Origin of the sequence: Lysobacter alkalisoli (assembly GCF_006547045.1) — a bacterium.
GTDB lineage: Bacteria > Pseudomonadota > Gammaproteobacteria > Xanthomonadales > Xanthomonadaceae > Marilutibacter > Marilutibacter alkalisoli.
Map to the genome: position 1 here is coordinate 2299079 of NZ_CP041242.1, position 20355 is coordinate 2319433.

Genomic DNA, 20355 nt, shown 5'->3' on the forward strand with positions numbered 1-20355 from the left:
CCGCCATGCCCACACAGGTACGCATCGTCGAGGTCGGCCCGCGCGACGGGCTGCAGAACGAGAAATCGATGGTCGCGACCGCCGACAAGATCGCGCTGATCGACCGGCTGTCGGCGACCGGCCTGCAGAGCATCGAAGCGACCAGTTTCGTCAGCCCGAAGTGGGTGCCCCAGCTGGCCGATGCCGCCGAGGTCTATGCCGGCATCACCCGCCGCGAAGGCGTGCACTACCCGGTGCTGGTCCCGAACGAGAAGGGCTACGAGCGCGCACGCGAGGTCGGCGTCGAGGAGATCGCGGTGTTCACCGCCGCCTCGGAAGCCTTCAACCGGAAGAACATCAACGCTTCCATCGACGAGTCGCTGCAGCGCTTTGCGCCGGTGATGGAACGCGCCCGGGCCGACGGGGTCAAGGTGCGCGGCTACGTCTCCACCGTGCTCGGCTGCCCCTACCAGGGTGCAGTGCCGCTGGCCGACGTGGTGCGCGTCGCGCACGCCCTGCACGACATGGGCTGCTACGAGATCTCGCTCGGCGACACCATCGGCGTCGGCACCCCGGGCAAGGCCCGCGCGATGCTGAAGGCGGTCGCCGCTGAAGTGCCGCTGAGCGCGCTGGCGGTGCACTTCCACGATACCTGGGGCCAGGCACTGGCCAACATCCTCGCCTGCCTGGAAGAAGGCGTCGCGGTGGTCGACGCCGCGGTGTCCGGCACCGGCGGCTGCCCTTACGCAAAAGGCGCCAGCGGCAACGTCGCCACCGAGGACGTGGTCTACATGCTGCACGGTCTGGGCATCGGGACCGGCATCGACCTCGATGCGCTCGCCGACACCGGGCGCTGGCTGTCCACCGTGCTCGGACGCGACAGCGGCAGCAAGGTCGCGAAGGCATTGGCGGCCGCGTGAACAATACCCCGCCCGTACGCAGCGCTGGAATGGCCGCGGACGGCGCGGCGCCGGATGATGTGCTCGCGGCGCTGGAACGGGCCCTCGGCGACCCGGCCCAACCTGAAGCCACGCGGGCCCTGCTGCGCCAGGCCCGCGACGCACTCCGGCAGTCCCGCCAGGACGCCGACAACGCCCGCCAGCGCTACGACGCGCTGTTCAATGCCGTCCCCGACCCGGTCAGCATCATCGACTACGACGGCACCGTGCTAGACCTCAACCGTGCCGGCATGGCGGCCTACAACCGTCCGCGCGAAGACGTGGTCGGGCGGCCGATCCACGTGCTCAACCCGGACCTGCCGGCCGACCATATGGCACCGGTGGTGGAAAGCCTGCGCCGTGGCGACACTTATGTCATCGAAGTCACCAACATGCGCGCCGACGGCACCCGCTTCCCGGTCGAGGTGCATTCGGCGGCGCTGCAGTACGACGGCCGCGAGTGCCTGGTCGCGGTGGCACGCGACCTCAGCGGCCGCCGCGATGCCGAACTGCGCTACCGCGAACTGGTCGAGACCCTCAACCAGGGCATCCTGGTGCAGGACGCCAACGGCCGCTACATGTTCGCCAATGCCGCCGCGATGCGGATCTTCGGCATCGGCAAGGGCAAGTTCCTGGAACAGGAAATGCAGCCCGACAACTGGCTGGTGATCGACGAACACGGCCGCGAGCTGCCGCCTGGCCAGTGGCCGGCACAGCGGGCACTGCAGTGGGGGCGCACCGTCGGCAGCACCCTGCTCGGCTTCTACCACCGAGGGCGCCGCCAACTGAGCTGGCTGTCGGTCACCTCGGTGCCGCACTATCCGGCCGGCGGCGACCGTGCGCGGCAGGTCCTGTCGCTGTATTCGGACGTCACCGCGCTCAAGCGCGACAGCGCCCTGTTCGACCGCGCCCAGTCCCTTGCCCACATCGGCGGCTGGGAATGGGACAGCGGCCGCGACGAGCTCTACTTGACCGACGAGGCCCAACGCATCATCGGCTGCCACCCGCCGCCGCGCTACATGGACGCCTTCACCGCCTGCCTGCGGGTACCGGACCGGCAACGCCTGCGCGACGCCCTCGCCCGCGCGATGGCGACCGGCAACGGCCTCGACCTCGAACTGCAGGGAATGCACGGCAGCGGCAAGCCGTTCTGGATCCGGGTGATCGGCGAACCGATGGTCGGTACCGCCTACAGCGCGCGCCTGACCGGCACCCTGCAGGACATCACCGAACGCAAGCATTCGGAAGAGACACTGCGCCAACAAGCACGCACCGACACCCTGACCGGCCTGCTCAACCGCGACGCCATCCTCAACGAACTCGACGCCTGGCTGGAAGATCCCGAGTACGCCCAGATCGCCGTGCTCTATGTCGACCTGGACCGGTTCAAGATCGTCAACGACATGCTCGGCCATGCCGCCGGCGATCGCTTGCTGGTCCATGCCTCGCGACGCATCGCGCAGGTGGTTGGCCTGGAAGGCCAGTTGGCCCGTTTCGGCGGCGACGAATTCCTGGTCATCTGCGTGAATGGAGACGATGCCGGGCGGCCGCAGCGGCTGGCCGAGGGCATCCTGAAAGCTTTCGACCCCCCCTTTCATCTCGACGGCGAGGAGTTCGCGATCACCACCAGCATCGGCATCGCCCACGCACCACAGGACGGCCTGGCCTCCTCGCAGCTGATCCAGTGCGCCGACGCGGCGATGTACGACAGCAAGCGCCGTGGCCGCAACGGCTGGCAGGCATTCACTGCCGAACTGGCCGAGCAGCAACTGCAGCGCCTGCAACTGGAAACCCACCTGCGGCGCGCGGTCTACAACGATGAGTTCCATCTGGTCTACCAACCACAGGTCGACCTCGGCTCCGGCCGCCTGGTCGGCAGCGAAGCGCTGATCCGCTGGCGCAACCGCTCGCTCGGCGAGATGCGCCCGGACCGCTTCATCGACCATGCCGAGACCACCGGCGACATCGTCGGCATCGGCCGCTGGGTCCTGCGCGAAGGCTGCCGGCAACTGCGCCAATGGCGCGATGCCGGGCTCGCGATCGACCGCATCGCGATCAACGTCTCCTACCGCCAGTTCCTCAGCGAGGACCTGATCCAGAGCGTGCGCGAGGCGCTCGACCAGAGCGACCTGCCCGGCCACATGCTGGAACTGGAATTCACCGAACGGGTGCTGATCGAGGACGACCCGGACACCCATCGCGCATTCGATGAACTGCGCGGCATGGGGGTGCAGCTGTCGATCGACGACTTCGGCGAGGGTTACAGCGCGCTCAACTACCTGCGCCGGCTGCCGATCAGCGGTCTCAAGCTCAGCCAGCTGTTCATCCAGGGCGTCCCCGACAACCACTCCGACGTGGCGGTCTGCCAGGCGGTGACCGGGATCGCCAGCAGCCTCGGCCTGCAGGTGGTGGCCGAGGGCGTGGAAACCCCGGCCCAGCGCGACTTCCTGCTGCAGTTGGGCATCACCACCGGGCAGGGTTTCCTGTATGCACCAGGCCTGCCGCCCGATCAGTTCCTGCAACGGTACCGGGCCGGGGCTCCGGACTGAGACGCACGCGGCCTCACTGCCGGCTGCAGGGCAACGCGGCCTACTGGTAATGGTCAACAAACCCTAGAATGTGCGGCTCACCCGCGTGGAGCCGTACCGACATGCAGCTTGATTCCTCCCTGGCCATCGTCACCGGTGGCGTTTCCGGCCTTGGCCTGGCCGTCGCCAAACACCTCGTCGCCCGTGGCGGCAAGGTCGCGCTGTTCGACGTCAACGACGAGAAGGGCGCCGCCGCGGTAGCCGAACTGGGCGAGGCGAACGCCCGCTACTTCAAGACCGACGTGACCAGCGAGGATGGCGTGACCGCCAATGTCGAGGCCGCGCGCGAGTTCCTTGGCGGGCTCAACACGCTGGTCAACTGCGCCGGCATCCTCGGCCCCGGCCGCGTGCTCGGACGCGAGGCGCCGATGCCGTTGGCCAACTTCCAGTCCACGGTCATGGTCAACCTGGTCGGCAGCTTCAACGTCGCCAAGGCCGCGGCCAACCTGATGCAGCACAACGAGGCCGGCAGCGACGGCGAGCGCGGAGTGATCGTCAACACCGCCTCGGTGGCCGCCTACGAGGGCCAGATCGGCCAGGCCGCGTACTCGGCCAGCAAGGGCGGCGTGGTCGGCATGACCCTGCCGATGGCGCGCGAGCTGTCGCGCTTCGGCATCCGGGTGATGACGATCGCGCCGGGCGTGTTCTGGACGCCGATGGTCGACGGCATGCCCGAGAGCGTGCAGCAGTCGCTGGCCGCCTCGATCCCGTTCCCGTCGCGGCTGGGCAAGCCGGAGGAGTTCGCCGACCTGGTCGCCTACATCCTCGGCAACACCTACCTCAACGGCGAGACGATCCGGCTGGATGGCGCGACCCGGCTGGCGCCGAAGTAACGCTTCGCCCCCATCCCGGCCTTCCCCCGCAAGCGGGGGAAGGAGCAAAAAAAACAACCCTCAATCACGGCATCCCATGAAAGCCAGCGACATCAAGAAAGGCAACGTCGTCGAACACAACAACGGCGTCTACCAGATCCGCAACATCGAGCGCAGCTCGCCGCAGGGCCGCGGCGGCAATGTCCGCTTCCGTTTCACCATGTACTCGGTGCCCGGCGGCAACAAGCTCGACGCCAGCTTCGACGCCGACGACGACCTGAAGGAAGTCGAGCTGGCCCGCCGCCAGGCGACCTATTCGTACAAGGACGGCGACACTTTCGTGTTCCTCGACGACGAGGACTACAGCTCGTACATGCTCGATGCCGATGCCATCGGCGACGACGCCGGCTACATCATCGACGACCTGTCGGGCTGCTACGTGCAGTTGATCGACGACCAGCCGGTGGCCCTGCAACTGCCGCAGACGGTGGCGATCGAAGTGGTCGACACCCCGCCGGAGCTGAAGGGCGGCACCGCCACCAAGCGGCCGAAGCCGGCCAGGCTGGCGACCGGGATCGAGATCATGGTTCCCGAGTACGTCGGCAACGGCGAGCGCGTACTGGTGAACACCACCACCGGCGAGTTCTCAGGCCGCGCGGATTGATATCCCGCGGACGGACGTAGCCCGGGTAAGCGAAGCGCACCCGGGACATGATGTCCGCAATCCCGGGTGCGCTTCGCTTACCCGGGCTACGGGCTACGGTCGCGGTCTCTGCCGCTGCAGCCACTTCTCCGCCATCCGCAGCAATGACGGGTCGGCGCCTTCGTCGTCGGCCAGCGCCCGAATGTCGCGCCAGGCCAGGTCCAGCGACTCCTCGCTGACCACGAAATCCTCGTCCGTGCCGGCTCGGACGACGTAGCGCACGTCGTAGTGCCAGTGACCGGGCACGTCGCCGCGTTCGGGAATCCAGTGGCGGTCGAGATCGAAGGGTTCGGGCTCGACGCTCAATCCACCCAGCCCGGACTCCTCTTCCGCTTCTCGCAGGGCCACCCGGGCCAGGTCGCGGTCGCCGTCGGCATGGCCGCCGAGTTGCAGCCAGCGTTCGAGTTTGCGGTGGTGGGTCAGCAGCACCCGCGTCCCGGAGCGATCGACCAGCCAGGCCGAAGCGGTGAAGTGCCCGGCCAGCCGCGAGCGCTCGAACGGATCGAATGAATCGGCCAGCAGTTCCAGGAACTGCCCGGCAGCCTCCGCCTCGCCGGGCCAGCGCCGGGCGTGGATCTGCAGCGCCTCGGCAAGACCCGCCGCCAGGCCGTGGATGTCGGGGGAAGCAGTACCGGGTTCGTTATGGGACATCGGGCAAAAAAATGAACGAGGGGCGCCCCAGTATCGCCGATCCATGACGGCCGTAATCGCCAACGACCGTCCCTTGCTGCCGGTTTCACGGCTGGGTTATGGTGGCGCGCCACTTCGCCGGACGGACGCCGCAACGCGCCGCCGGTGTTGAACGTACTCCCGGCGAACCTTCCGGGAATCCAGCCGGGGAACCTGATGCAAGACAACGTGAACACCCGCCCGGGCCGCGAGCCCAGCGTGCTCGAACCCAGTTTGTGGCAGGCGGTGACCCCCCTGGTGTTCCTCGCGGTGCTGCTGGCCGGCGCGGTGTACGTGTTCGCCGACGATGCCTCCTACGGCGCCAACCAGGTCTCGCTGATGCTGGCCGCCGGCGTGGCCGCCCTGATCGGCCTGCGCAACGGCCAGCGCTGGATCGATATCCAGAACAGCCTGGTGCACGGCATCTCGCTGGCGATCGTGCCGATCTTCATCCTGCTTGCGGTTGGCGCATTGATCGGCACCTGGATCCTGTCCGGCACGGTGCCGACCCTGATCGTCTACGGCCTGAAGCTGCTGCACCCGTCGTTCTTCTACCCGGCCGCCTGCCTGATCTGCGCGATCGTGGCGCTGGCGATCGGCAGCTCGTGGACGGTCGCCGGCACCCTCGGCGTGGCCCTGATCGGCGTTGGCCAGGGCCTGGACATGTCGCCGGCGATCACCGCCGGCGCGGTCATTTCCGGCGCCTATTTCGGCGACAAGATGTCGCCGTTGTCGGACACCACCAACATCGCGCCGGCCGCCGCCGGCAGCGAACTGTTCGCGCATATCCGGCACATGACCTGGACCACGGTACCCAGCATCCTGATCGCTCTGGTGCTGTTCACCGTGGTCGGCCTGAACGCCGCACGCGGCAGCGGCGACAGCGGCTTCGGCGATCTGCCGGAGGTGCTGGGCGGGCAGTTCAACCTCGGACTGCATCTGCTGATTCCGATGGCGGTGGTGTTCGTACTGGCGATCCGCCGCTTCCCGGCCTACCCGACGATCCTGATCGGCGCCCTGCTCGGCGGCGTGTTCGCGGTGATCTTCCAGCCCGAACTGGTGCTGAAGCTGGCCGACAAGGAGGCGCTGTCGCGGCCGATGGCGATGCTGGCGGGCGTGTGGAGCGCACTCGCCGACGGCTACAAGGCCGGCACCGGCAACGAGGCGGTCGACGAGCTGCTCAGCCGCGGCGGCATGAGCAGCATGCTCAACACCATCTGGCTGATCATCTGTGCGATGGGGTTCGGCGCGGTGATGGAGAAGACCGGCCTGCTGGAACGGATGATCCGCAGCGTGCTGAAGGCGGCGAAGTCGACCGGCTCACTGATCGCCGCGACCCTGGCGACCGCGGTCGGCTCGAACGCGATCGCTGCCGACCAGTACATGTCGATCGTGCTGACCGGCCGCCTGTACAAGCCCGAGTACGAACGCCGCGGGCTGGCTCCGGTCAACCTGTCGCGCGCGCTCGAGGATGCCGGCACGATCACCTCGCCGCTGATCCCGTGGAACACCTGTGGCGCCTACATGGCGGTCACCCTTGGCGTGGCCACGCTCGATTACCTGCCGTACGCCTTCTTCAATCTGATCAGTCCGTTCATGTCGGCGCTCCTGGCCTACCTCGGATTCAAGATCCTGCGCGTGGCGCCACAACCCGCCGTCACCTCATCCAACCGTCCGGCCTCCCCACAGCCGTAATCCGCAGACAGGGCACCGCGACCGGTCGCCCGAGCAACAGCAATACGAGGCACAGCAGACCGTCATGGAAAAAACCTCGATCCACGGCATGTGGTCATCCCGCCTGATGTTCATCCTCGCCGCCGCCGGTTCGGCGGTCGGGCTGGGCAACATCTGGCGCTTCCCCTACCTGACCTCGGACAACGGCGGCGGCGCCTTCGTGCTGGTCTATCTGGCCTGCATCGTCCTGGTCGGACTGCCGATCCTGATCGCCGAGGTGCTGATCGGCCGCCACGGGCGCATGAGCCCGATCAACACCCTGCGCAAGATTTCGCGCGAGGAAGGCAGCAGCCGCGGCTGGGTCGCCATCGGCTGGATGGGGATCGTCGCCGGGGTACTGATCCTGAGTTTCTACAGCGTGGTCGCCGGCTGGACCCTGCACTACGCCTGGTTGTACCTGAAACACCTGTTCGGCGGCGCCGGCATCACCGATCCCGCGGCGACGTTCTCGGCCTTGTTGTCGAACCCGCTGGAGCTGACCTTCTGGCATGCACTGTTCATGCTCCTGACTACGGTGGTGGTAGCGCTGGGTGTGGAACAGGGACTGGAACGCGCGGTCCGCTTCCTGATGCCGGCGCTGCTGCTGTTGCTGCTGTTGCTGGTCGGCTATGGCCTGACCACCGGCCACTTCGGCGAGGCGCTGGCGTTCCTGTTCAAGCCGGACTTCTCGCGCATCACCGGCGGTGTGTTCCTGAGCGCGATGGGCCAGGCCTTCTTCACCCTCAGCCTGGGCATGGCGACGATGATGACCTACGGCGCCTACCTGCCGCGCGAGGGCATCTCGATCCCGCGCACGGTGGCCGCGGTCGCGCTGACCGACACCTCGATCGCCCTGCTCGCCGGCATGGCGATCTTCCCGATCGTGATCACTTTCGGTCTCGATCCGGCCGGCGGCGGTCCCGGCCTGATCTTCGCCTCGCTGCCACTGGCGTTCGAGGCGATGGCGTTCGGCACCGTGTACGGCCTGCTGTTCTTCGGCCTGCTTGCGATCGCGGCATGGACATCGTCGATCTCGCTGCTGGAGCCTGGCACAGCGTTCCTGAGCGAGAAGTTCGGGATCAAGAACCGCAAGGGCGCGGCGCTGTTGCTTGCCGGCCTGTCCTGGGCGGTCGGCCTGCTGTCGGTGCTGTCGCTGAACCTGTGGTCGGGGTGAGGTTCCCCGCCGACATGAACGTGCTCGGCGGCAAGAACATCATGGATTTCGTCGAGTTCCTCGCCAACGATCTGATGCTGCCGCTGGGCGGCCTGTTGATCTCCCTGTTCGCCGGCTGGGCACTGAGCCGCAAGGTGCTGCGCAGCGAGCTGTCCGAGATGCCGGAGTGGATGTTCGTGGCGCTGCGCTGGGTGCTGCGCGTCCTCGCCCCGCTGCTGGTGCTGATCGTGCTGATCCGCGCAGTGATCTGAAGCCAGCTTCATTGACGCATGCGCCAATGAAGCTCCCAAAGTTTGCGTTGCAAACCTTGGGCTCCAGGCCATGCTTCCAATCCCCCGCTCGCGCCTACGGCGCGAGCCGCCCCCTTACCAAGGGGGCTTGAAGCGCCGGCCAACTGTCCAGAAGCCGGTGGCCATGGGTTTGCGGGACCTTCGGAGGCAGGATGCCGACGATGAGCCTACATGGACGTACTTGCGGCGTGTCCCGCAAACCCATGGCCACCGGCTTCCCCCGAGCATGTCATCGCGTCCGCTAGAATTGTCGGCATGAGCGCCCTCCCTTACGACCCCGCCCGCCTCGCCCACTGCGCGGGCGAACTGATCGTCAACATCCGCGAGCTGTCCGAGCGTGGCTGGACCCCGGCCACCAGCAGCAACTTCTCGCAGCGGATGGACGAGCGCCACGTCGCCATCACCGTTTCCGGCCGCGACAAGGGGCGGCTGGTCGAAGACGACATCATGGTCGTCGACCTCGACGGCAGGCCGGTCGCGACGGACAAGAAATCCTCGGCCGAAACGCTGCTGCACACCCAGCTTTACAAGCGCTTCCCGGAGACAGGCTGCGTCCTGCATACCCATTCGCTGGTCCAGACCGTGGCCTCGCGCCTGTACGCCGGAGCCGGGCATGTCCACCTGGAAGGCTACGAGCTGCTGAAAGCCTTCACCGGCAATACCACCCATGAAACCGCGATCGAGCTGCCGGTACTGCCCAACAGCCAGGACATGTCGACCCTGGCCGCACAGGTCGACTGCCTGCTCGACCAGCAGACCCTGTGGGGCTACCTCATCGATGGCCATGGCCTGTACGCCTGGGGCCGCGACATGGCCGAGGCCCGCCGCCACCTTGAGGCATTCGAGTTCCTGCTCGCCGCCGAACTTGAGTTGAGGAAGCTGAGATGAGCCGCCTGCGCATTTTTTCCGACACCGATCCCGCCAATCCGCACCTGACCACCTCGGACCATGCCGGGATGGCCGCCGAACTGGCCCGCATCAACGTCGCCTTCGAACAATGGGAAGCCGACCAGCCGGTCAAGCCGGGCGACCCGCCCGAAGCGATCATGGCCGCCTATCGCGCCGACATAGACCGCCTTGTTTCCGAGCACGGTTTCAAGACCGTCGACGTGGTCAGCATCGCACCGGACAATCCGCAGAAGGAGGCGATGCGGAGCAAGTTCCTCGACGAACACTTCCACAAGGAAGACGAGGTCCGCTTCTTCGTCGCCGGCTCGGGCCTGTTCACCCTGCACGTCGACGACAAGGTCTACGAAGTGCTGTGCGAGGCCGGCGACCTGATCGCGGTACCGGACGGCACCACCCACTGGTTCGACATGGGGCCGGAACCGAGCTTCATCGCGATCCGTTTCTTCACCGAGCCCGATGGCTGGGTCGGCCATTTCACCGGCACCGACATCGCACAGAAGTTCCCGCGCTACGAGCGCGGGCAGGCGGTCTGAATGTCCGCGCCCAAGGCCATCCTCACCGACATCGAAGGCACGACCAGCAGCATCTCCTTCGTCAAGGACGTGCTGTTCCCCTACGCGCGACGTGCCCTGCCCCGCTTCGTCGAGATGCACGGCAAGGAACCGGCGGTGCGCAAATGGCTCGACACCGTCGCCACCGACAATGGCGGCATGTGCAGCGACCACATGGTCGTCGAGGTGCTGCAAGGCTGGATCGATGAAGACCGCAAGCACACCGCGCTGAAGGCATTGCAGGGCATGGTCTGGGCCGATGGCTATCGCAGCGCCGACTTCACCGCCCACATCTACCCGGACGCCGCCGAGATGCTGCAGGCGTGGCACGCGGCCGGGCTGCCGCTGTACGTCTATTCCTCCGGCAGCGTGCCGGCGCAACGGCTGTTCTTCGGCCACAGCGACGCCGGCGACCTGACGCCGCTGTTCTCGGGCTGGTTCGATACCGAGATCGGCGGCAAGCGCGAAGCGCAGAGCTACCGCAACATCGTCGACAGCATCGGCCTCCCGGCTGGCGAGATCCTGTTCCTGTCGGACGTGGTCGAGGAACTCGACGCCGCGCGCGAGGCCGGGCTGCAGACCGCCCTGCTCGACCGCCGCGAGGACTATCCGCAACCACGCGAAGGCGAAGCCACCCACGGCCACCCGCGCCACGAGTCGTTCTCCGGGATCGTGCCCGCAGCCTCGTAACCCGGGCAGGGCGAAGCCGCACCCGGGCTACGAATCAAGGCTCGGCGTCTTCCAGACGATAGACCGTACTCGCGCGCTGCTCGCCCTGCCAGCGGTCGAAGGCGCGCACCTCGATGCGATGTTCACCGACCGGCAGGTCGGTCGGCAGTGCGGCGCGCCACAGATGCGGCGAAGGCTTGGCTTCCGGGGCGCGGTCGTAGCCACGCAGTGTGGCGGAGGCATCGTCGGCGACATTGATCGCCAGGATCCGAGGGTCGGGTTTCACGACGTGCTGCATCGGTTCCCATGCGCCACCGTCGATGCGGAACTCGACACGGGTGTCGGCATCGCCCATGAACACATTCGCATGCACCCCGAAACCGGGCCAGGCGCCGCGACGCAGCACCTTCGGTGCATGCAGCGCCATCGCGTCGGACAGTCCTTCCTGCGGCCCGCGCCTCGCGACCTTCCACTGCAGTGAATAGCCGCCATCGGCCGCCACCTGCATCCGCGCATGACCGTTGGGGGTACCGTCGCTCATGGTGGTATCGGGAATGCCGTCGGCGTCCTTCACGCCCGACCAGAACGAGCCGCAGGTGGCACCAACGTTGTATTCGTGCAACGGTTCCCTGCCATGCCAGCCGCTTTCGGGCCCGTGCCAGACATGCTGCTGCATATGGGTATGCGCGCTGAGCAGCAGCACCTGTTCGAATGGCTCCAGCATCGCGAACAGGCGCTCGCGGTCGGCACGGCGGAAGCTCTCCCGGCCCGGCGTGGTATCGAAGAACGGGATGTGCACGGCGATCACCAGCAGTCGGTCGCGACGGGCCCCGGCCAGGTACTGTTCGAGGAATTCGAACTGGTCCTCGCGCAGCCCGCCGATGTAGGCCGGACGCTGCCCGGGCTGGTAGATCACGTCGTCGAGCACGATGAACGAGGCCTGCGGCTCTTCCCAGGCGAAGGTATCGGGGCCGAAATGGTGGCGAAAGGTCGACAGCGAGCCGGTATCGTCCGCCGCATCGAAATCGAGGTCGTGGTTTCCGGGCACATGCAGCCACGGGATGCCGAGCCGCGCGGTCTGCGCGTTCATCACCGGATACAGCGACAGGTCGTCGTTGACGATGTCGCCGAGGCTGAGCCCGAGCGAGGCCAGCGGTCGCCCGGCACCGGCCTGTTCCTGCAGCAGCGGCTCGACGATGTCGCGGCGGTAGTAGTCAACGTCGACGGTGGATTTGGGCTGGGGATCGCCGAACACGAGCACTTCGAGCTCATCACCGGTTTCGCGCGGCCACAGCGCGAAATCGCGGCAACCGTCGCGGGTCACCGGCACCCCGCCGTACTTCAGTTCGGGTCCGGGTTCGCGCTGCACATTGCCCCAGTAGTCCGGCAAGCCGTCCGCGCGCATCGGAACCGCATGCTCCGGCGGCTTGATCGCGAAGCGGCTGCGGCCATCGATCGCGGCCAGGCGGTAACGCCCTTCGGCATCGGTGGTCACGATGGCGACGCCATCGGAAACCCGCACGCCGGACACGCCCGGCTCGCCCTCGTCACGCTGGCCGTTGCGGTTGGCGTCGAGATAGACCAGGCCCCCATCGCAATCGGTAGCGGACACCGACAACGACATCCACGCCAGCCCTGCCATCAGCAATGCCGGCAGGTTGAAGCGGGTACGGAAAGAGTCCTTCATCGTCATGTGGGCGGGCGGCTCCGGGCGGAAGGCCGATTATGCCGCCTGATGCCTGCAGGACGATGAGGCCCGTCAGCAAACCCGATGCCGCTGCCGGAGCACCTCGACCACGTCGTCCAGCGAGCGCCCGCGTGCGCGCAGCAGCACCAGCAGGTGGAACAGCAGGTCGCCGGCCTCGTTGCACAGCGCCTCTTCGTCCTGCGCGACCGCCGCCAGCGCCGTCTCCACACCCTCCTCGCCGACCTTCTGCGCAATCCGTCGCACCCCGGCCTCGAACAGGCCGGTGGTGTAGCTCTTTTCGGGACGCTCGCGTTCGCGCTGTCCGACCAGCGCGTCGAGCTCGGTGAGGAACGCGCCCGGCGCCTGGCGGAAACAGCTGGTGGTGCCGAGGTGGCAGGTCGGACCATTCGGCCGAGCCATCAGCAACAGGGTGTCGCTGTCGCAATCGGCCTCGATCGAGACCAGGTCGAGGAAATGCCCGGACGACTCGCCCTTGGTCCACAACCGCCCTTTGCTGCGGCTGAAGAAGGTCACCCGCCGCGTGTCCAGGGTGGCCTGCAGTGCGGCGCGATCCATGTAGCCCAGCATCAGTATCCGGAGCGTACGGTCGTCCTGCACGATGGCCGGCAGCAGACCGCCCTGTTTGTCCCAGGCCAGGGAATCCATTGAGAGGTCCGCGCGTGGATGTGCGGGCTTTTGCGAGGGACCGGCCTCATGCTCATCAAACACTGCGCACCTCGATTCCGTCTGCACGGAGCTGCTGCTTCAATGTCGGTATCGCGATCGCACCGGAATGGAACACGCTGGCCGCCAGCGCGCCATCGACATCGGCCTGACGGAACACCTCGCTGAAATGTTCCGGCACGCCAGCGCCGCCGGATGCGATCAGCGGCACGTTGCACAGCAGGCGTACCGCCTCGAGCTGTTCGACATCGTACCCCTGGCGTACGCCGTCGCTGCCCATGCAATTGAGCACGATCTCGCCAGCACCCAGGCCCTGTACCTCGTCCACCCAGTCCAGCGTCCGCTTCGCCAGCGCCTGCGTCCTGGAAGGATCGCCGGTGTACTGGCGCACCCGCCACTCGCCATCGGCGTCGCGCAGGCTGTCGATCCCGACCACCACGCACTGCACGCCGAAAGCTTCGGCCAGTTCGGCGATCAGCGCCGGTCGTTCCAGCGCCGGGGTGTTGACCGACACTTTGTCGGCGCCGGCATGAAGCACCGTGCGCGCGTCCTCTACGCTGCGGATGCCACCGGCGACGCAGAACGGGATGTCGATCACCCGCGCCACGCGCTCGATCCAGTCACGATCGACGCTGCGGCCTTGCGGACTGGCGGTGATGTCGTAGAACACCAGCTCGTCGGCGCCCTCGTCGCGATAGCGCAAGGCCAATCCGACGATGTCTCCCATGTCGACGTGATCGCGAAAGCGCACGCCCTTGACCACACGGCCGTCGCGCACGTCCAGGCAGGGAATGATGCGTCGGCTCAGCATGCCGCCTCCGCCAACGCGTCGGCGAGCGCGAAGCGGCCATCGAGCAGCGCCTTGCCGAGCACGGCGCCGGCGCAACCGGCTTCGTGCGCAGCGGCGATGTCGGCGATGTCGCGCATCCCGCCCGACGCCTGCACCCGCAGGCCGGATGCAGCGGCGGCGATATGCCGGTACAGGTCGATGTTCGGCCCGCCGAGGGTGCCGTCGCGGTCGATGTCGGTGCACAGCAGGTGCTGCAACCCGGCGTTGGCGTAGTACGCGAGCATCGTTTCCAGGCCAACGCCGCTGTCTTGCGTCCAACCGGCCACCGGCAGCTGCCAGCTGCCGTCCACCCGCCGCGCATCCAGCGCAACCGTGATGCGCCGGGCACCGAACCGATCGATCCAGCCCGCGACGGTTTCCGGTTCGCGCACGGCCAGCGAACCGACCACCACGCGGGTGGCGCCGGCTTCCAGCAACGCTTCCACGTCGGCCTCGCTACGGATGCCGCCACCGGTCTGCACCTGCATGCCGGTTTCGGTGTCGATCCGCCGCAGCAATGGCGCCAGCGTGTAGCCCCCGGCCCGCGCGGCATCCAGATCGACCAGATGCAACCAGCGTGCTCCGGCGGCGGCGTACCGCTTGGCGAGAACCAGCGGCGCATCTTCGTACCGGGTTTCCCGCGCATAGTCGCCCTGGTGCAGGCGCACGGTACGGCCATCGCGCACGTCGATCGCCGGATACAGTTCGAACCCGGCACTCATGCCAGCGACTCCGACAGGAAGTTCTCGAGCAGGCGCGCACCGACCGTGGCCGAGCGTTCGGGATGGAACTGCGCGCCCCAGCAACGGCCACGGCGCACGACGGCAGCGAACGGTTCGCCATGCTCGCTGGTCGCCAGAGTGTCGTCGCTGACCGGCGCGGCATAACCGTGCACGAAGTAGGCATGGCTGCCATCGCCGATGCCTGCAAGCAGCGGATCTTCGCGCTGCATCTGCAGGGTATTCCAGCCCATGTGCGGAACCCGCAGGCCGGGCCAGCCGGGCATCCGGCGCACCCGCCCCGGCATCAGACCAAGACATTCCACGTCGCCTTCCTCCGAGGATTCGAACAGCATTTGCATGCCGAGGCATATACCCAGCAGTGGTTGCTGCAGGTCGCGCACCAGTTCGATCAGCCCAAGATCGCGCAGGCGGGTCATCCCGGCCGTTGCAGCGCCAACACCGGGCAGGATCACGCGGTCGGCGGATGCGATCGTTTCCGGGTCGGCGCTCAACCGGGCGTCCACGCCGAGCCGCTCGAAGGCGTAGCGCACCGAGCCGATGTTGGCACCGCCCGAGTCGATCAACACGACCCTCATCACAGCACTCCCTTGGTGCTCGGCAACTCATTGCCCTCGCGGCGGATCGCCTGTCGCAATGCACGCGCGAACGCCTTGAAGCAGGCCTCGACCTTGTGATGGTCGTTGTCGCCCTCGACCTTGAGGTTGAGATTGAGACCGGCGGTTTCGCATAGCGAACGGAAGAAGTGCGGCACCATTTCGGTCGAAAGCCCACCGACCTTGTCGCGCCTGAAATCGCCATCGAAGACGAAATACGGCCGCCCGGAGAAGTCCAGCGCGGCGGACGCCAGGGTCTCGTCCATCGGCAGGGTGAACCCATAGCGGCCAATACCACGCTTGTCGCCCAGGGCCTCGCGTAATGCCTGTCCCAGTGCCAGCGCGCAGTCCTCGACGGTGTGGTGCTCGTCGATGTGCAGGTCACCCTCGCATCGCAAAGACAGCGCGAAACCACCGTGCTTGCCGACCTGCTCCAGCATGTGGTCGTAGAAACCGATTCCGGTCGACACCCGCGGCTCGGCACTGCGGTCGAGGTCGACTTCGACATCGATCTTCGTCTCACGGGTATTCCGGCCAACCCGTGCCGTGCGCGGCGCATCCGCAAGCTCGTGTGCGATTCCGGCCCAATCCCAATCGCCGCCGAACTCCTTGGTGCGCAACTGGAACGCGCGGATGCCGAGATTGCGGGCGAAGGCGTTGTCGGTCTCGCGGTCGCCGACCATCGCCGAGCGGGTCCAGTCGATACCGCGATCCCTGAGGTAGTGCAGCACCAGACCGATACCCGGCTTGCGCGTCGGCGCGTTGTCGGCCGGGAAGCTGGTATCGATCAGCACCTCGCGGAAGCGGATGCCCTGGCTCTCGAACAGCTGCATCATCAGCGCGTGCGGACCTTCGAAGCTCTCGCGTGGGTAGGCATCGGTCCCGAGCCCGTCCTGGTTGGTGACCATCACGAACTGGTAGCCGGCATCGCGCAGGCGCAACATCGCCGGCACCACGCCCTCGACAAAGCACAGCTTCTCGAAACTGTCGATCTGGTGGTCCGGCGGCTCCGCGATCAGGGTGCCGTCACGATCGACGAACAGGATCGGCTGCAGCGTGCTCATGACAGCGTGCTCATGCGTTCACCGCCCGGCTGCCGGCGTCAAGCCGCTGCAATACATCCAGCACCAGCGCGTTCTGCTCCGGCGTGCCGATGCTGATCCGCAGCGCGTCGTCCAACTGCGGCGCGGAACGCTGGTCACGCACGACCACCCCGGAGGAAAGCAGCGCCTGGAACGCCGTTTCCGCATCGCGGAAACGCACCAGCAGATAGTTGCCTTGCGATGGATAGACGCGCACGACCGACGGCAGTGCGGCGAGGTCTGTCTGCAACCGCGCGCGCGCGGCCTTGACCGTTTCGACCCGCTGCCGGGTGCGGGCCAGCGCGGCCCCGGTGAGTGCAGCCAGGGCCAGCTCCGTGCACGGCGCCGGCACCGGATACGGGGCCTGGCAGCAGCGCAGCACCGCGATCAGGCCGGCATCGGCGATCAGGGAACCGATCCGTGCGGCGGCCAGCGCATGCGCCTTCGACAGCGTGCGCAGCACGGCGATGTTGGAACACCTGTCGATCAGGCCGATCGCCGACGCGACATCCGAAAACTCGCCATAGGCCTCATCGACCACGACCAGCGCGCGGCCTTCGAGCTTCCGGGCCAGCGCTCCGACGTCCGCAAGCGGGATCGAGCCGCCTGTCGGATTCGATGGCGAACACAGAAACACCAGCTTCGCCCGGTTCGTCAGCGCGGCATCGGCGATCGCGGCAAAGTCCGGCGCGAAGCCGGCTTCGTCGTCGACCAGGGGCACCTCGACCAGCCGCGCATTCTGCAACCGCGCGCAGACCGCATACATGCCGAACACCGGTGGCGTGACCACCACCGCGTCACGACCCGGTTCGCACAACGCGCGTACCAGCAGATCGATGGCCTCGTCGCTGCCGCGGCCGATCAACAGCCGGGTTATGTCGCAGCCGTACAACCCGGCGAGCTTCTCGCGCAGCGCCTGCGGTTGCGGATCGGGGTAGCGCCGGCTGTTGCCATCGGCGTCGGCCGGATTGGCCCAGGGCGACTCATTGGCGTTGAGCCATATCTCGCCGCACAGGGCTTCGGTCCGCGCCGACGAGTAGCCGCCGAAATCGCGCAGATCCTCGCGCACGAGGTCCAGGACACCCGGCTTCGGATCGACGCTCATGCGGCCGCCTCCAGGCGCAGTGTGACCGCACGCCGGTGCGCGTCCAGTCCCTCCGCCGCGGCAAGTTCGGCCGCACAGGGACCGACCACGGCCAGTCCGGCGGCGGAAACTTCCTGCACGGTGATCGCGACCTGGAAGCTGGCCACGCTGACGCCACTGCAAAAGCGCGCTGCGCCGCCGGTCGGCAGCACGTGGTTGGTACCGCTGCAGTAGTCGCCAAGTGCTTCCGGCGCCCAGTCGCCGAGAAACACCGAGCCGGCCACGCGTACCTTCGGCAACTGGCTTCGCGCATCGCGCAGGGCCAGGATCAGGTGCTCCGGCGCATAGCGGTTGCTGATCTCGAACGCCTGATCCAGAGATTCGACCTGCACCAGCAACGACGACTGCAACGCCTTGCGGGCGATATCGGCCCGCGGCAGTGCTGCCAGTTGGGTTTCGATCCCGGCAGCCACCGCATCGAGAAGGGCCGCATCCTCGCTGAGCAACAGCACCTGCGAATCGGGGCCGTGCTCGGCCTGCGACAACAGGTCGGCGGCGACGAAGGCCGGATTGGCGCCGGCATCGGCGATCACCAGCACCTCCGACGGCCCGGCCGGCATGTCGATGCCAACGCCGACGCCGCCCGCAGCCGACGACACCTGCCGCTTGGCCTCGGTGACCCAGCCGTTGCCGGGGCCGAACAGCTTGTCGCAACGCGGCACACCGCCGGCGCCGTAGGCCATCGCACCGATCGCCTGCACGCCGCCGAGCTTGAACACAGTGTCGATGCCGCAACGCGCGGCCGCGTACAGCACCGCCGGATCGGCACTGCCGTCATGACGTGGCGGCGTGCACAGCACCACCTCGCGGCAACCGGCCAGCCGCGCCGGTATGCCCAGCATCAAGGCGGTGGACGGCAACGGCGCGGAACCGGCGGGGACGTACAGCCCGACCCGCTCGATCGGACGCAGGATGCGTTCGCAGCGGACGCCATCGGCGGTATCGACTCCGTATGGCTGCGCCATGCCTTCGCGGTGGAACAGTTCGATCCGCACCGCGGCTTCATCGATCGCGGCGCGCAATGTCGGCGACAGCGCATCGGCCGCGGCGGCGAACTCGTCGGCCCCGGCCCGGAAATCAGCCAGCACGTCCTCACCGGCGCCGTCGAAGCGCCGCGTGTATTCGCGCAACGCGGCTGCCCCACGTTCACGGATGTCGGCCAGCATGCCGGCCACGGCCTCGCCCACTTCGGGCGCACGCGCCTCGACCGGACGCACCAGTACCGCTTCGCGCCGGGCCTCGTCCAGTCGCGACCATTCGAGCCGCTTGCAGATGGAAGCGTTCATGCCAGCATGCCCTCGACCGGCAGCACCAGCAGTCCGCTGGCACCGGCCTGCTTGAGCTCCTCCAGCCGCTGCCAGGTCACCACGCCATGGCACAGGGCCTGCAACGCGAGGCCGTCGCTGCCCTCGACCTGCATCACCGTCGGCGCTTCCGCGTCCGGCAGCAGCGGCAGCAGCGACGGAATCGCCTCGCGCGGGGCCCGGAACATCAACAGCTTGCTGTGGCGCATCCGCAGCACGCCGTCGAGGCGGCGCAGCAGCAGCTCGGCCAACTCCCCACGCGCGTCATCGAATGCCGCTACCGGCCCGGCCAGCACCGCCTCGCTTTCGATCAGGGTCATCACCGGCTTGAGCTGGTTCGCGGCCAGGGTCGCACCACTGGACACCAGGTCGCAGATCAGGTCGGCCTGCCCCAGCTTCGGCGCGATCTCGACCGAGCCGGACAACTCGACCACGCCCGCCTGCACGCCCTGCCCGTCCAGCCACTGCTGCAGGATCTGCGGGTAACTGGTGGCGATGCGCTTGCCGGCCAGTTGCGACGGGTCGCGCCATTCCCAGCCTTCCGGCACCGCCAGCGCCAACCGGCAACCGCCGAAACCCAGCGCGCGCAGCTCCCTGAACACCGAAGCCTCGCGCTCGCGCCGGACCGCGATGTCCTGCTCGAGCAGCACGTTGCGGCCGACCACGCCGAGATCGCAAACACCGTCACGGATCAGGCCCGGGATGTCGTCATCGCGCACCAGCAGCAGGTCGATCGGCAGGCTTTCGCCATAGCAGAACAGGCGGTCGCGGCTTTCGCGCCAGCTCAGCCCGCACGAGGTCAGCAGCGCACGGGCCGGCTCGGCCAGGCGCCCGGATTTCTGGATTGCGATACGCAGACGGTCGCGCGCGCCGCTGCCGATGGTCTGACTCATCCTGCTTTCCTCGACCGCCTCAGCGGACATTCGATTGCGAGCATTCCAGGGCCGCGGAGTAACCGCCCGCCCCGCGCTCCATGGTCCGGGCGACACGCCCGATGGTGGTGACGCTGACCCCGGTCTGGTCGTGGATCTCCCGGTACGAAATGCCCTGTGCGAGCAGCGGCACCACGCGCCAGCGGTCGGCCATGGCCTCCAGCTCGGCCGGAGTGCACAGGTCTTCGAGGAATGCCTGCATCAGCTCGGGTGCCGGCAGCGCCGCCAGAACCTCGGCCAGTTCCGCCACGCCTCCCGCCAGCGCGTCCTCCAGCACCTCTTCGCCATGTCGCCGCTTCATGAATCGTCGTCTTCTAATGTATTAACGCGTTAATACATTAGTTTATGAGAACAGCACCGTC

General features: G+C 67.5%; 21 protein-coding genes. 10 read left to right on the plus strand and 11 right to left on the minus strand.

The window, feature by feature from the left end; all coding sequences use genetic code 11:
• The first annotated feature begins 5 nt into the window (after positions 1 to 5).
• The 4 genes from FKV23_RS10005 (at position 6) to yeiP (ending at position 4981) form a co-directional block, all read left to right on the plus strand.
• Positions 6 to 899 carry a hydroxymethylglutaryl-CoA lyase gene (locus FKV23_RS10005; protein ID WP_141623717.1) on the plus strand — a complete coding sequence of 298 codons (894 nt, stop codon included), beginning with the start codon at positions 6 to 8 and terminating at the stop codon, positions 897 to 899.
• Positions 896 to 3466, plus strand: coding sequence for a sensor domain-containing protein (locus tag FKV23_RS10010; RefSeq protein ID WP_244243973.1), 2571 nt, complete (start codon positions 896 to 898; stop codon positions 3464 to 3466). Before FKV23_RS10005 ends, FKV23_RS10010 begins: the two co-directional genes overlap by 4 nt.
• A gap of 101 nt (positions 3467 to 3567) precedes the next feature.
• Positions 3568 to 4338, plus strand: a complete 771-nt coding sequence (locus tag FKV23_RS10015) for an SDR family NAD(P)-dependent oxidoreductase (protein ID WP_141623718.1) — start codon at positions 3568 to 3570, stop codon at positions 4336 to 4338.
• A 76-nt stretch (positions 4339 to 4414) separates the two neighbouring features.
• Positions 4415 to 4981 (plus strand): elongation factor P-like protein YeiP, encoded by a 567-nt coding sequence (gene yeiP / locus FKV23_RS10020; RefSeq protein WP_141623719.1) that lies wholly within the window; start codon positions 4415 to 4417, stop codon positions 4979 to 4981.
• 93 nt (positions 4982 to 5074) lie between these two features.
• Here the strand turns inward: yeiP and FKV23_RS10025 are convergent, their stop codons facing one another.
• The gene (locus FKV23_RS10025; protein ID WP_141623720.1) at positions 5075 to 5671 is read right to left on the minus strand and encodes an NUDIX hydrolase; all 597 of its coding nucleotides are present in this window, start codon (positions 5669 to 5671) and stop codon (positions 5075 to 5077) included.
• Between the two features lie 195 nt (positions 5672 to 5866).
• Between FKV23_RS10025 and nhaC the strand changes: the two genes are divergently transcribed.
• The 6 genes from nhaC to mtnC all read left to right on the plus strand — a co-directional run bounded on the left by nhaC (position 5867) and on the right by mtnC (position 11016).
• A complete protein-coding gene (nhaC, locus tag FKV23_RS10030; protein WP_141623721.1) occupies positions 5867 to 7384 on the plus strand; it encodes a Na+/H+ antiporter NhaC in 1518 nt (505 codons plus the stop codon).
• 64 nt (positions 7385 to 7448) lie between these two features.
• A complete protein-coding gene (locus tag FKV23_RS10035; RefSeq protein ID WP_208543149.1) occupies positions 7449 to 8576 on the plus strand; it encodes a sodium-dependent transporter in 1128 nt (375 codons plus the stop codon).
• A gap of 14 nt (positions 8577 to 8590) precedes the next feature.
• Positions 8591 to 8827, plus strand: a complete 237-nt coding sequence (locus FKV23_RS17365) for a hypothetical protein (protein WP_208543150.1) — start codon at positions 8591 to 8593, stop codon at positions 8825 to 8827.
• A gap of 294 nt (positions 8828 to 9121) precedes the next feature.
• Positions 9122 to 9754 (plus strand): methylthioribulose 1-phosphate dehydratase, encoded by a 633-nt coding sequence (locus tag FKV23_RS10040; RefSeq protein ID WP_141623722.1) that lies wholly within the window; start codon positions 9122 to 9124, stop codon positions 9752 to 9754.
• Entirely contained in the window at positions 9751 to 10308 is a 558-nt protein-coding gene (locus FKV23_RS10045; protein WP_141623723.1) for a 1,2-dihydroxy-3-keto-5-methylthiopentene dioxygenase, read from the plus strand. The genes FKV23_RS10040 and FKV23_RS10045 overlap by 4 nt, the downstream gene beginning before the upstream one ends.
• On the plus strand, positions 10309 to 11016 hold the full coding sequence (gene mtnC / locus FKV23_RS10050) for an acireductone synthase (protein WP_141623724.1): 708 nt from the start codon (positions 10309 to 10311) through the stop codon (positions 11014 to 11016).
• A gap of 34 nt (positions 11017 to 11050) precedes the next feature.
• Here the strand turns inward: mtnC and FKV23_RS10055 are convergent, their stop codons facing one another.
• The 10 genes from FKV23_RS10055 to FKV23_RS10100 form a co-directional block, all read right to left on the minus strand.
• Complete coding sequence (locus tag FKV23_RS10055) at positions 11051 to 12682, minus strand: calcineurin-like phosphoesterase C-terminal domain-containing protein (RefSeq protein WP_407067674.1); 1632 nt, start codon at positions 12680 to 12682, stop codon at positions 11051 to 11053.
• Positions 12683 to 12754: 72 nt separating this feature from the next.
• Complete coding sequence (gene hisIE / locus FKV23_RS10060) at positions 12755 to 13348, minus strand: bifunctional phosphoribosyl-AMP cyclohydrolase/phosphoribosyl-ATP diphosphatase HisIE (RefSeq protein ID WP_141623725.1); 594 nt, start codon at positions 13346 to 13348, stop codon at positions 12755 to 12757.
• 55 nt (positions 13349 to 13403) lie between these two features.
• Positions 13404 to 14177, minus strand: a complete 774-nt coding sequence (hisF, locus tag FKV23_RS10065; RefSeq protein WP_141623726.1) for an imidazole glycerol phosphate synthase subunit HisF — start codon at positions 14175 to 14177, stop codon at positions 13404 to 13406.
• Positions 14171 to 14917 carry a 1-(5-phosphoribosyl)-5-[(5-phosphoribosylamino)methylideneamino]imidazole-4-carboxamide isomerase gene (hisA, locus tag FKV23_RS10070; RefSeq protein ID WP_141623727.1) on the minus strand — a complete coding sequence of 249 codons (747 nt, stop codon included), beginning with the start codon at positions 14915 to 14917 and terminating at the stop codon, positions 14171 to 14173. The genes hisF and hisA overlap by 7 nt, the downstream gene beginning before the upstream one ends.
• Complete coding sequence (gene hisH / locus FKV23_RS10075; protein WP_208543151.1) at positions 14914 to 15513, minus strand: imidazole glycerol phosphate synthase subunit HisH; 600 nt, start codon at positions 15511 to 15513, stop codon at positions 14914 to 14916. The genes hisA and hisH overlap by 4 nt, the downstream gene beginning before the upstream one ends.
• The gene (gene hisB / locus FKV23_RS10080; protein WP_141625156.1) at positions 15513 to 16586 is read right to left on the minus strand and encodes a bifunctional histidinol-phosphatase/imidazoleglycerol-phosphate dehydratase HisB; all 1074 of its coding nucleotides are present in this window, start codon (positions 16584 to 16586) and stop codon (positions 15513 to 15515) included. The genes hisH and hisB overlap by 1 nt, the downstream gene beginning before the upstream one ends.
• Positions 16587 to 16605: 19 nt before the next feature.
• A complete protein-coding gene (gene hisC, locus FKV23_RS10085) occupies positions 16606 to 17718 on the minus strand; it encodes a histidinol-phosphate transaminase (RefSeq protein WP_141623729.1) in 1113 nt (370 codons plus the stop codon).
• Positions 17715 to 19043 carry a histidinol dehydrogenase gene (hisD, locus tag FKV23_RS10090; protein ID WP_141623730.1) on the minus strand — a complete coding sequence of 443 codons (1329 nt, stop codon included), beginning with the start codon at positions 19041 to 19043 and terminating at the stop codon, positions 17715 to 17717. The genes hisC and hisD overlap by 4 nt, the downstream gene beginning before the upstream one ends.
• Positions 19040 to 19954, minus strand: coding sequence for an ATP phosphoribosyltransferase (hisG, locus tag FKV23_RS10095; protein ID WP_141623731.1), 915 nt, complete (start codon positions 19952 to 19954; stop codon positions 19040 to 19042). Before hisG ends, hisD begins: the two co-directional genes overlap by 4 nt.
• Positions 19955 to 19973: 19 nt before the next feature.
• Positions 19974 to 20294: a YerC/YecD family TrpR-related protein gene (locus tag FKV23_RS10100; protein ID WP_141623732.1), complete on the minus strand. Its 321-nt coding sequence runs from the start codon at positions 20292 to 20294 to the stop codon at positions 19974 to 19976.
• Positions 20295 to 20355 lie beyond the last annotated feature (61 nt).

Bases quoted from the DNA above. Each gene is read 5' to 3' on its own strand.
- hisC (WP_141623729.1), bottom strand. From the start codon at position 17,718: ATGAGCGTCGATCCGAAGCCGGGTGTCCTGGACCTCGTGCGCGAGGAT.
- hisF (WP_141623726.1), bottom strand. From the start codon at position 14,177: ATGCTGAGCCGACGCATCATTCCCTGCCTGGACGTGCGCGACGGCCGT.
- yeiP (WP_141623719.1), top strand. From the start codon at position 4,415: ATGAAAGCCAGCGACATCAAGAAAGGCAACGTCGTCGAACACAACAAC.
- hisIE (WP_141623725.1), bottom strand. From the start codon at position 13,348: ATGGATTCCCTGGCCTGGGACAAACAGGGCGGTCTGCTGCCGGCCATC.
- hisA (WP_141623727.1), bottom strand. From the start codon at position 14,917: ATGAGTGCCGGGTTCGAACTGTATCCGGCGATCGACGTGCGCGATGGC.
- FKV23_RS10100 (WP_141623732.1), bottom strand. From the start codon at position 20,294: ATGAAGCGGCGACATGGCGAAGAGGTGCTGGAGGACGCGCTGGCGGGA.
- FKV23_RS10055 (WP_407067674.1), bottom strand. From the start codon at position 12,682: ATGAAGGACTCTTTCCGTACCCGCTTCAACCTGCCGGCATTGCTGATG.
- FKV23_RS10040 (WP_141623722.1), top strand. From the start codon at position 9,122: ATGAGCGCCCTCCCTTACGACCCCGCCCGCCTCGCCCACTGCGCGGGC.
- FKV23_RS10005 (WP_141623717.1), top strand. From the start codon at position 6: ATGCCCACACAGGTACGCATCGTCGAGGTCGGCCCGCGCGACGGGCTG.
- hisD (WP_141623730.1), bottom strand. From the start codon at position 19,043: ATGAACGCTTCCATCTGCAAGCGGCTCGAATGGTCGCGACTGGACGAG.
- FKV23_RS10035 (WP_208543149.1), top strand. From the start codon at position 7,449: ATGGAAAAAACCTCGATCCACGGCATGTGGTCATCCCGCCTGATGTTC.
- mtnC (WP_141623724.1), top strand. From the start codon at position 10,309: ATGTCCGCGCCCAAGGCCATCCTCACCGACATCGAAGGCACGACCAGC.
- FKV23_RS10015 (WP_141623718.1), top strand. From the start codon at position 3,568: ATGCAGCTTGATTCCTCCCTGGCCATCGTCACCGGTGGCGTTTCCGGC.
- hisG (WP_141623731.1), bottom strand. From the start codon at position 19,954: ATGAGTCAGACCATCGGCAGCGGCGCGCGCGACCGTCTGCGTATCGCA.
- FKV23_RS17365 (WP_208543150.1), top strand. From the start codon at position 8,591: ATGAACGTGCTCGGCGGCAAGAACATCATGGATTTCGTCGAGTTCCTC.
- hisH (WP_208543151.1), bottom strand. From the start codon at position 15,513: ATGAGGGTCGTGTTGATCGACTCGGGCGGTGCCAACATCGGCTCGGTG.
- FKV23_RS10045 (WP_141623723.1), top strand. From the start codon at position 9,751: ATGAGCCGCCTGCGCATTTTTTCCGACACCGATCCCGCCAATCCGCAC.
- nhaC (WP_141623721.1), top strand. From the start codon at position 5,867: ATGCAAGACAACGTGAACACCCGCCCGGGCCGCGAGCCCAGCGTGCTC.
- FKV23_RS10025 (WP_141623720.1), bottom strand. From the start codon at position 5,671: ATGTCCCATAACGAACCCGGTACTGCTTCCCCCGACATCCACGGCCTG.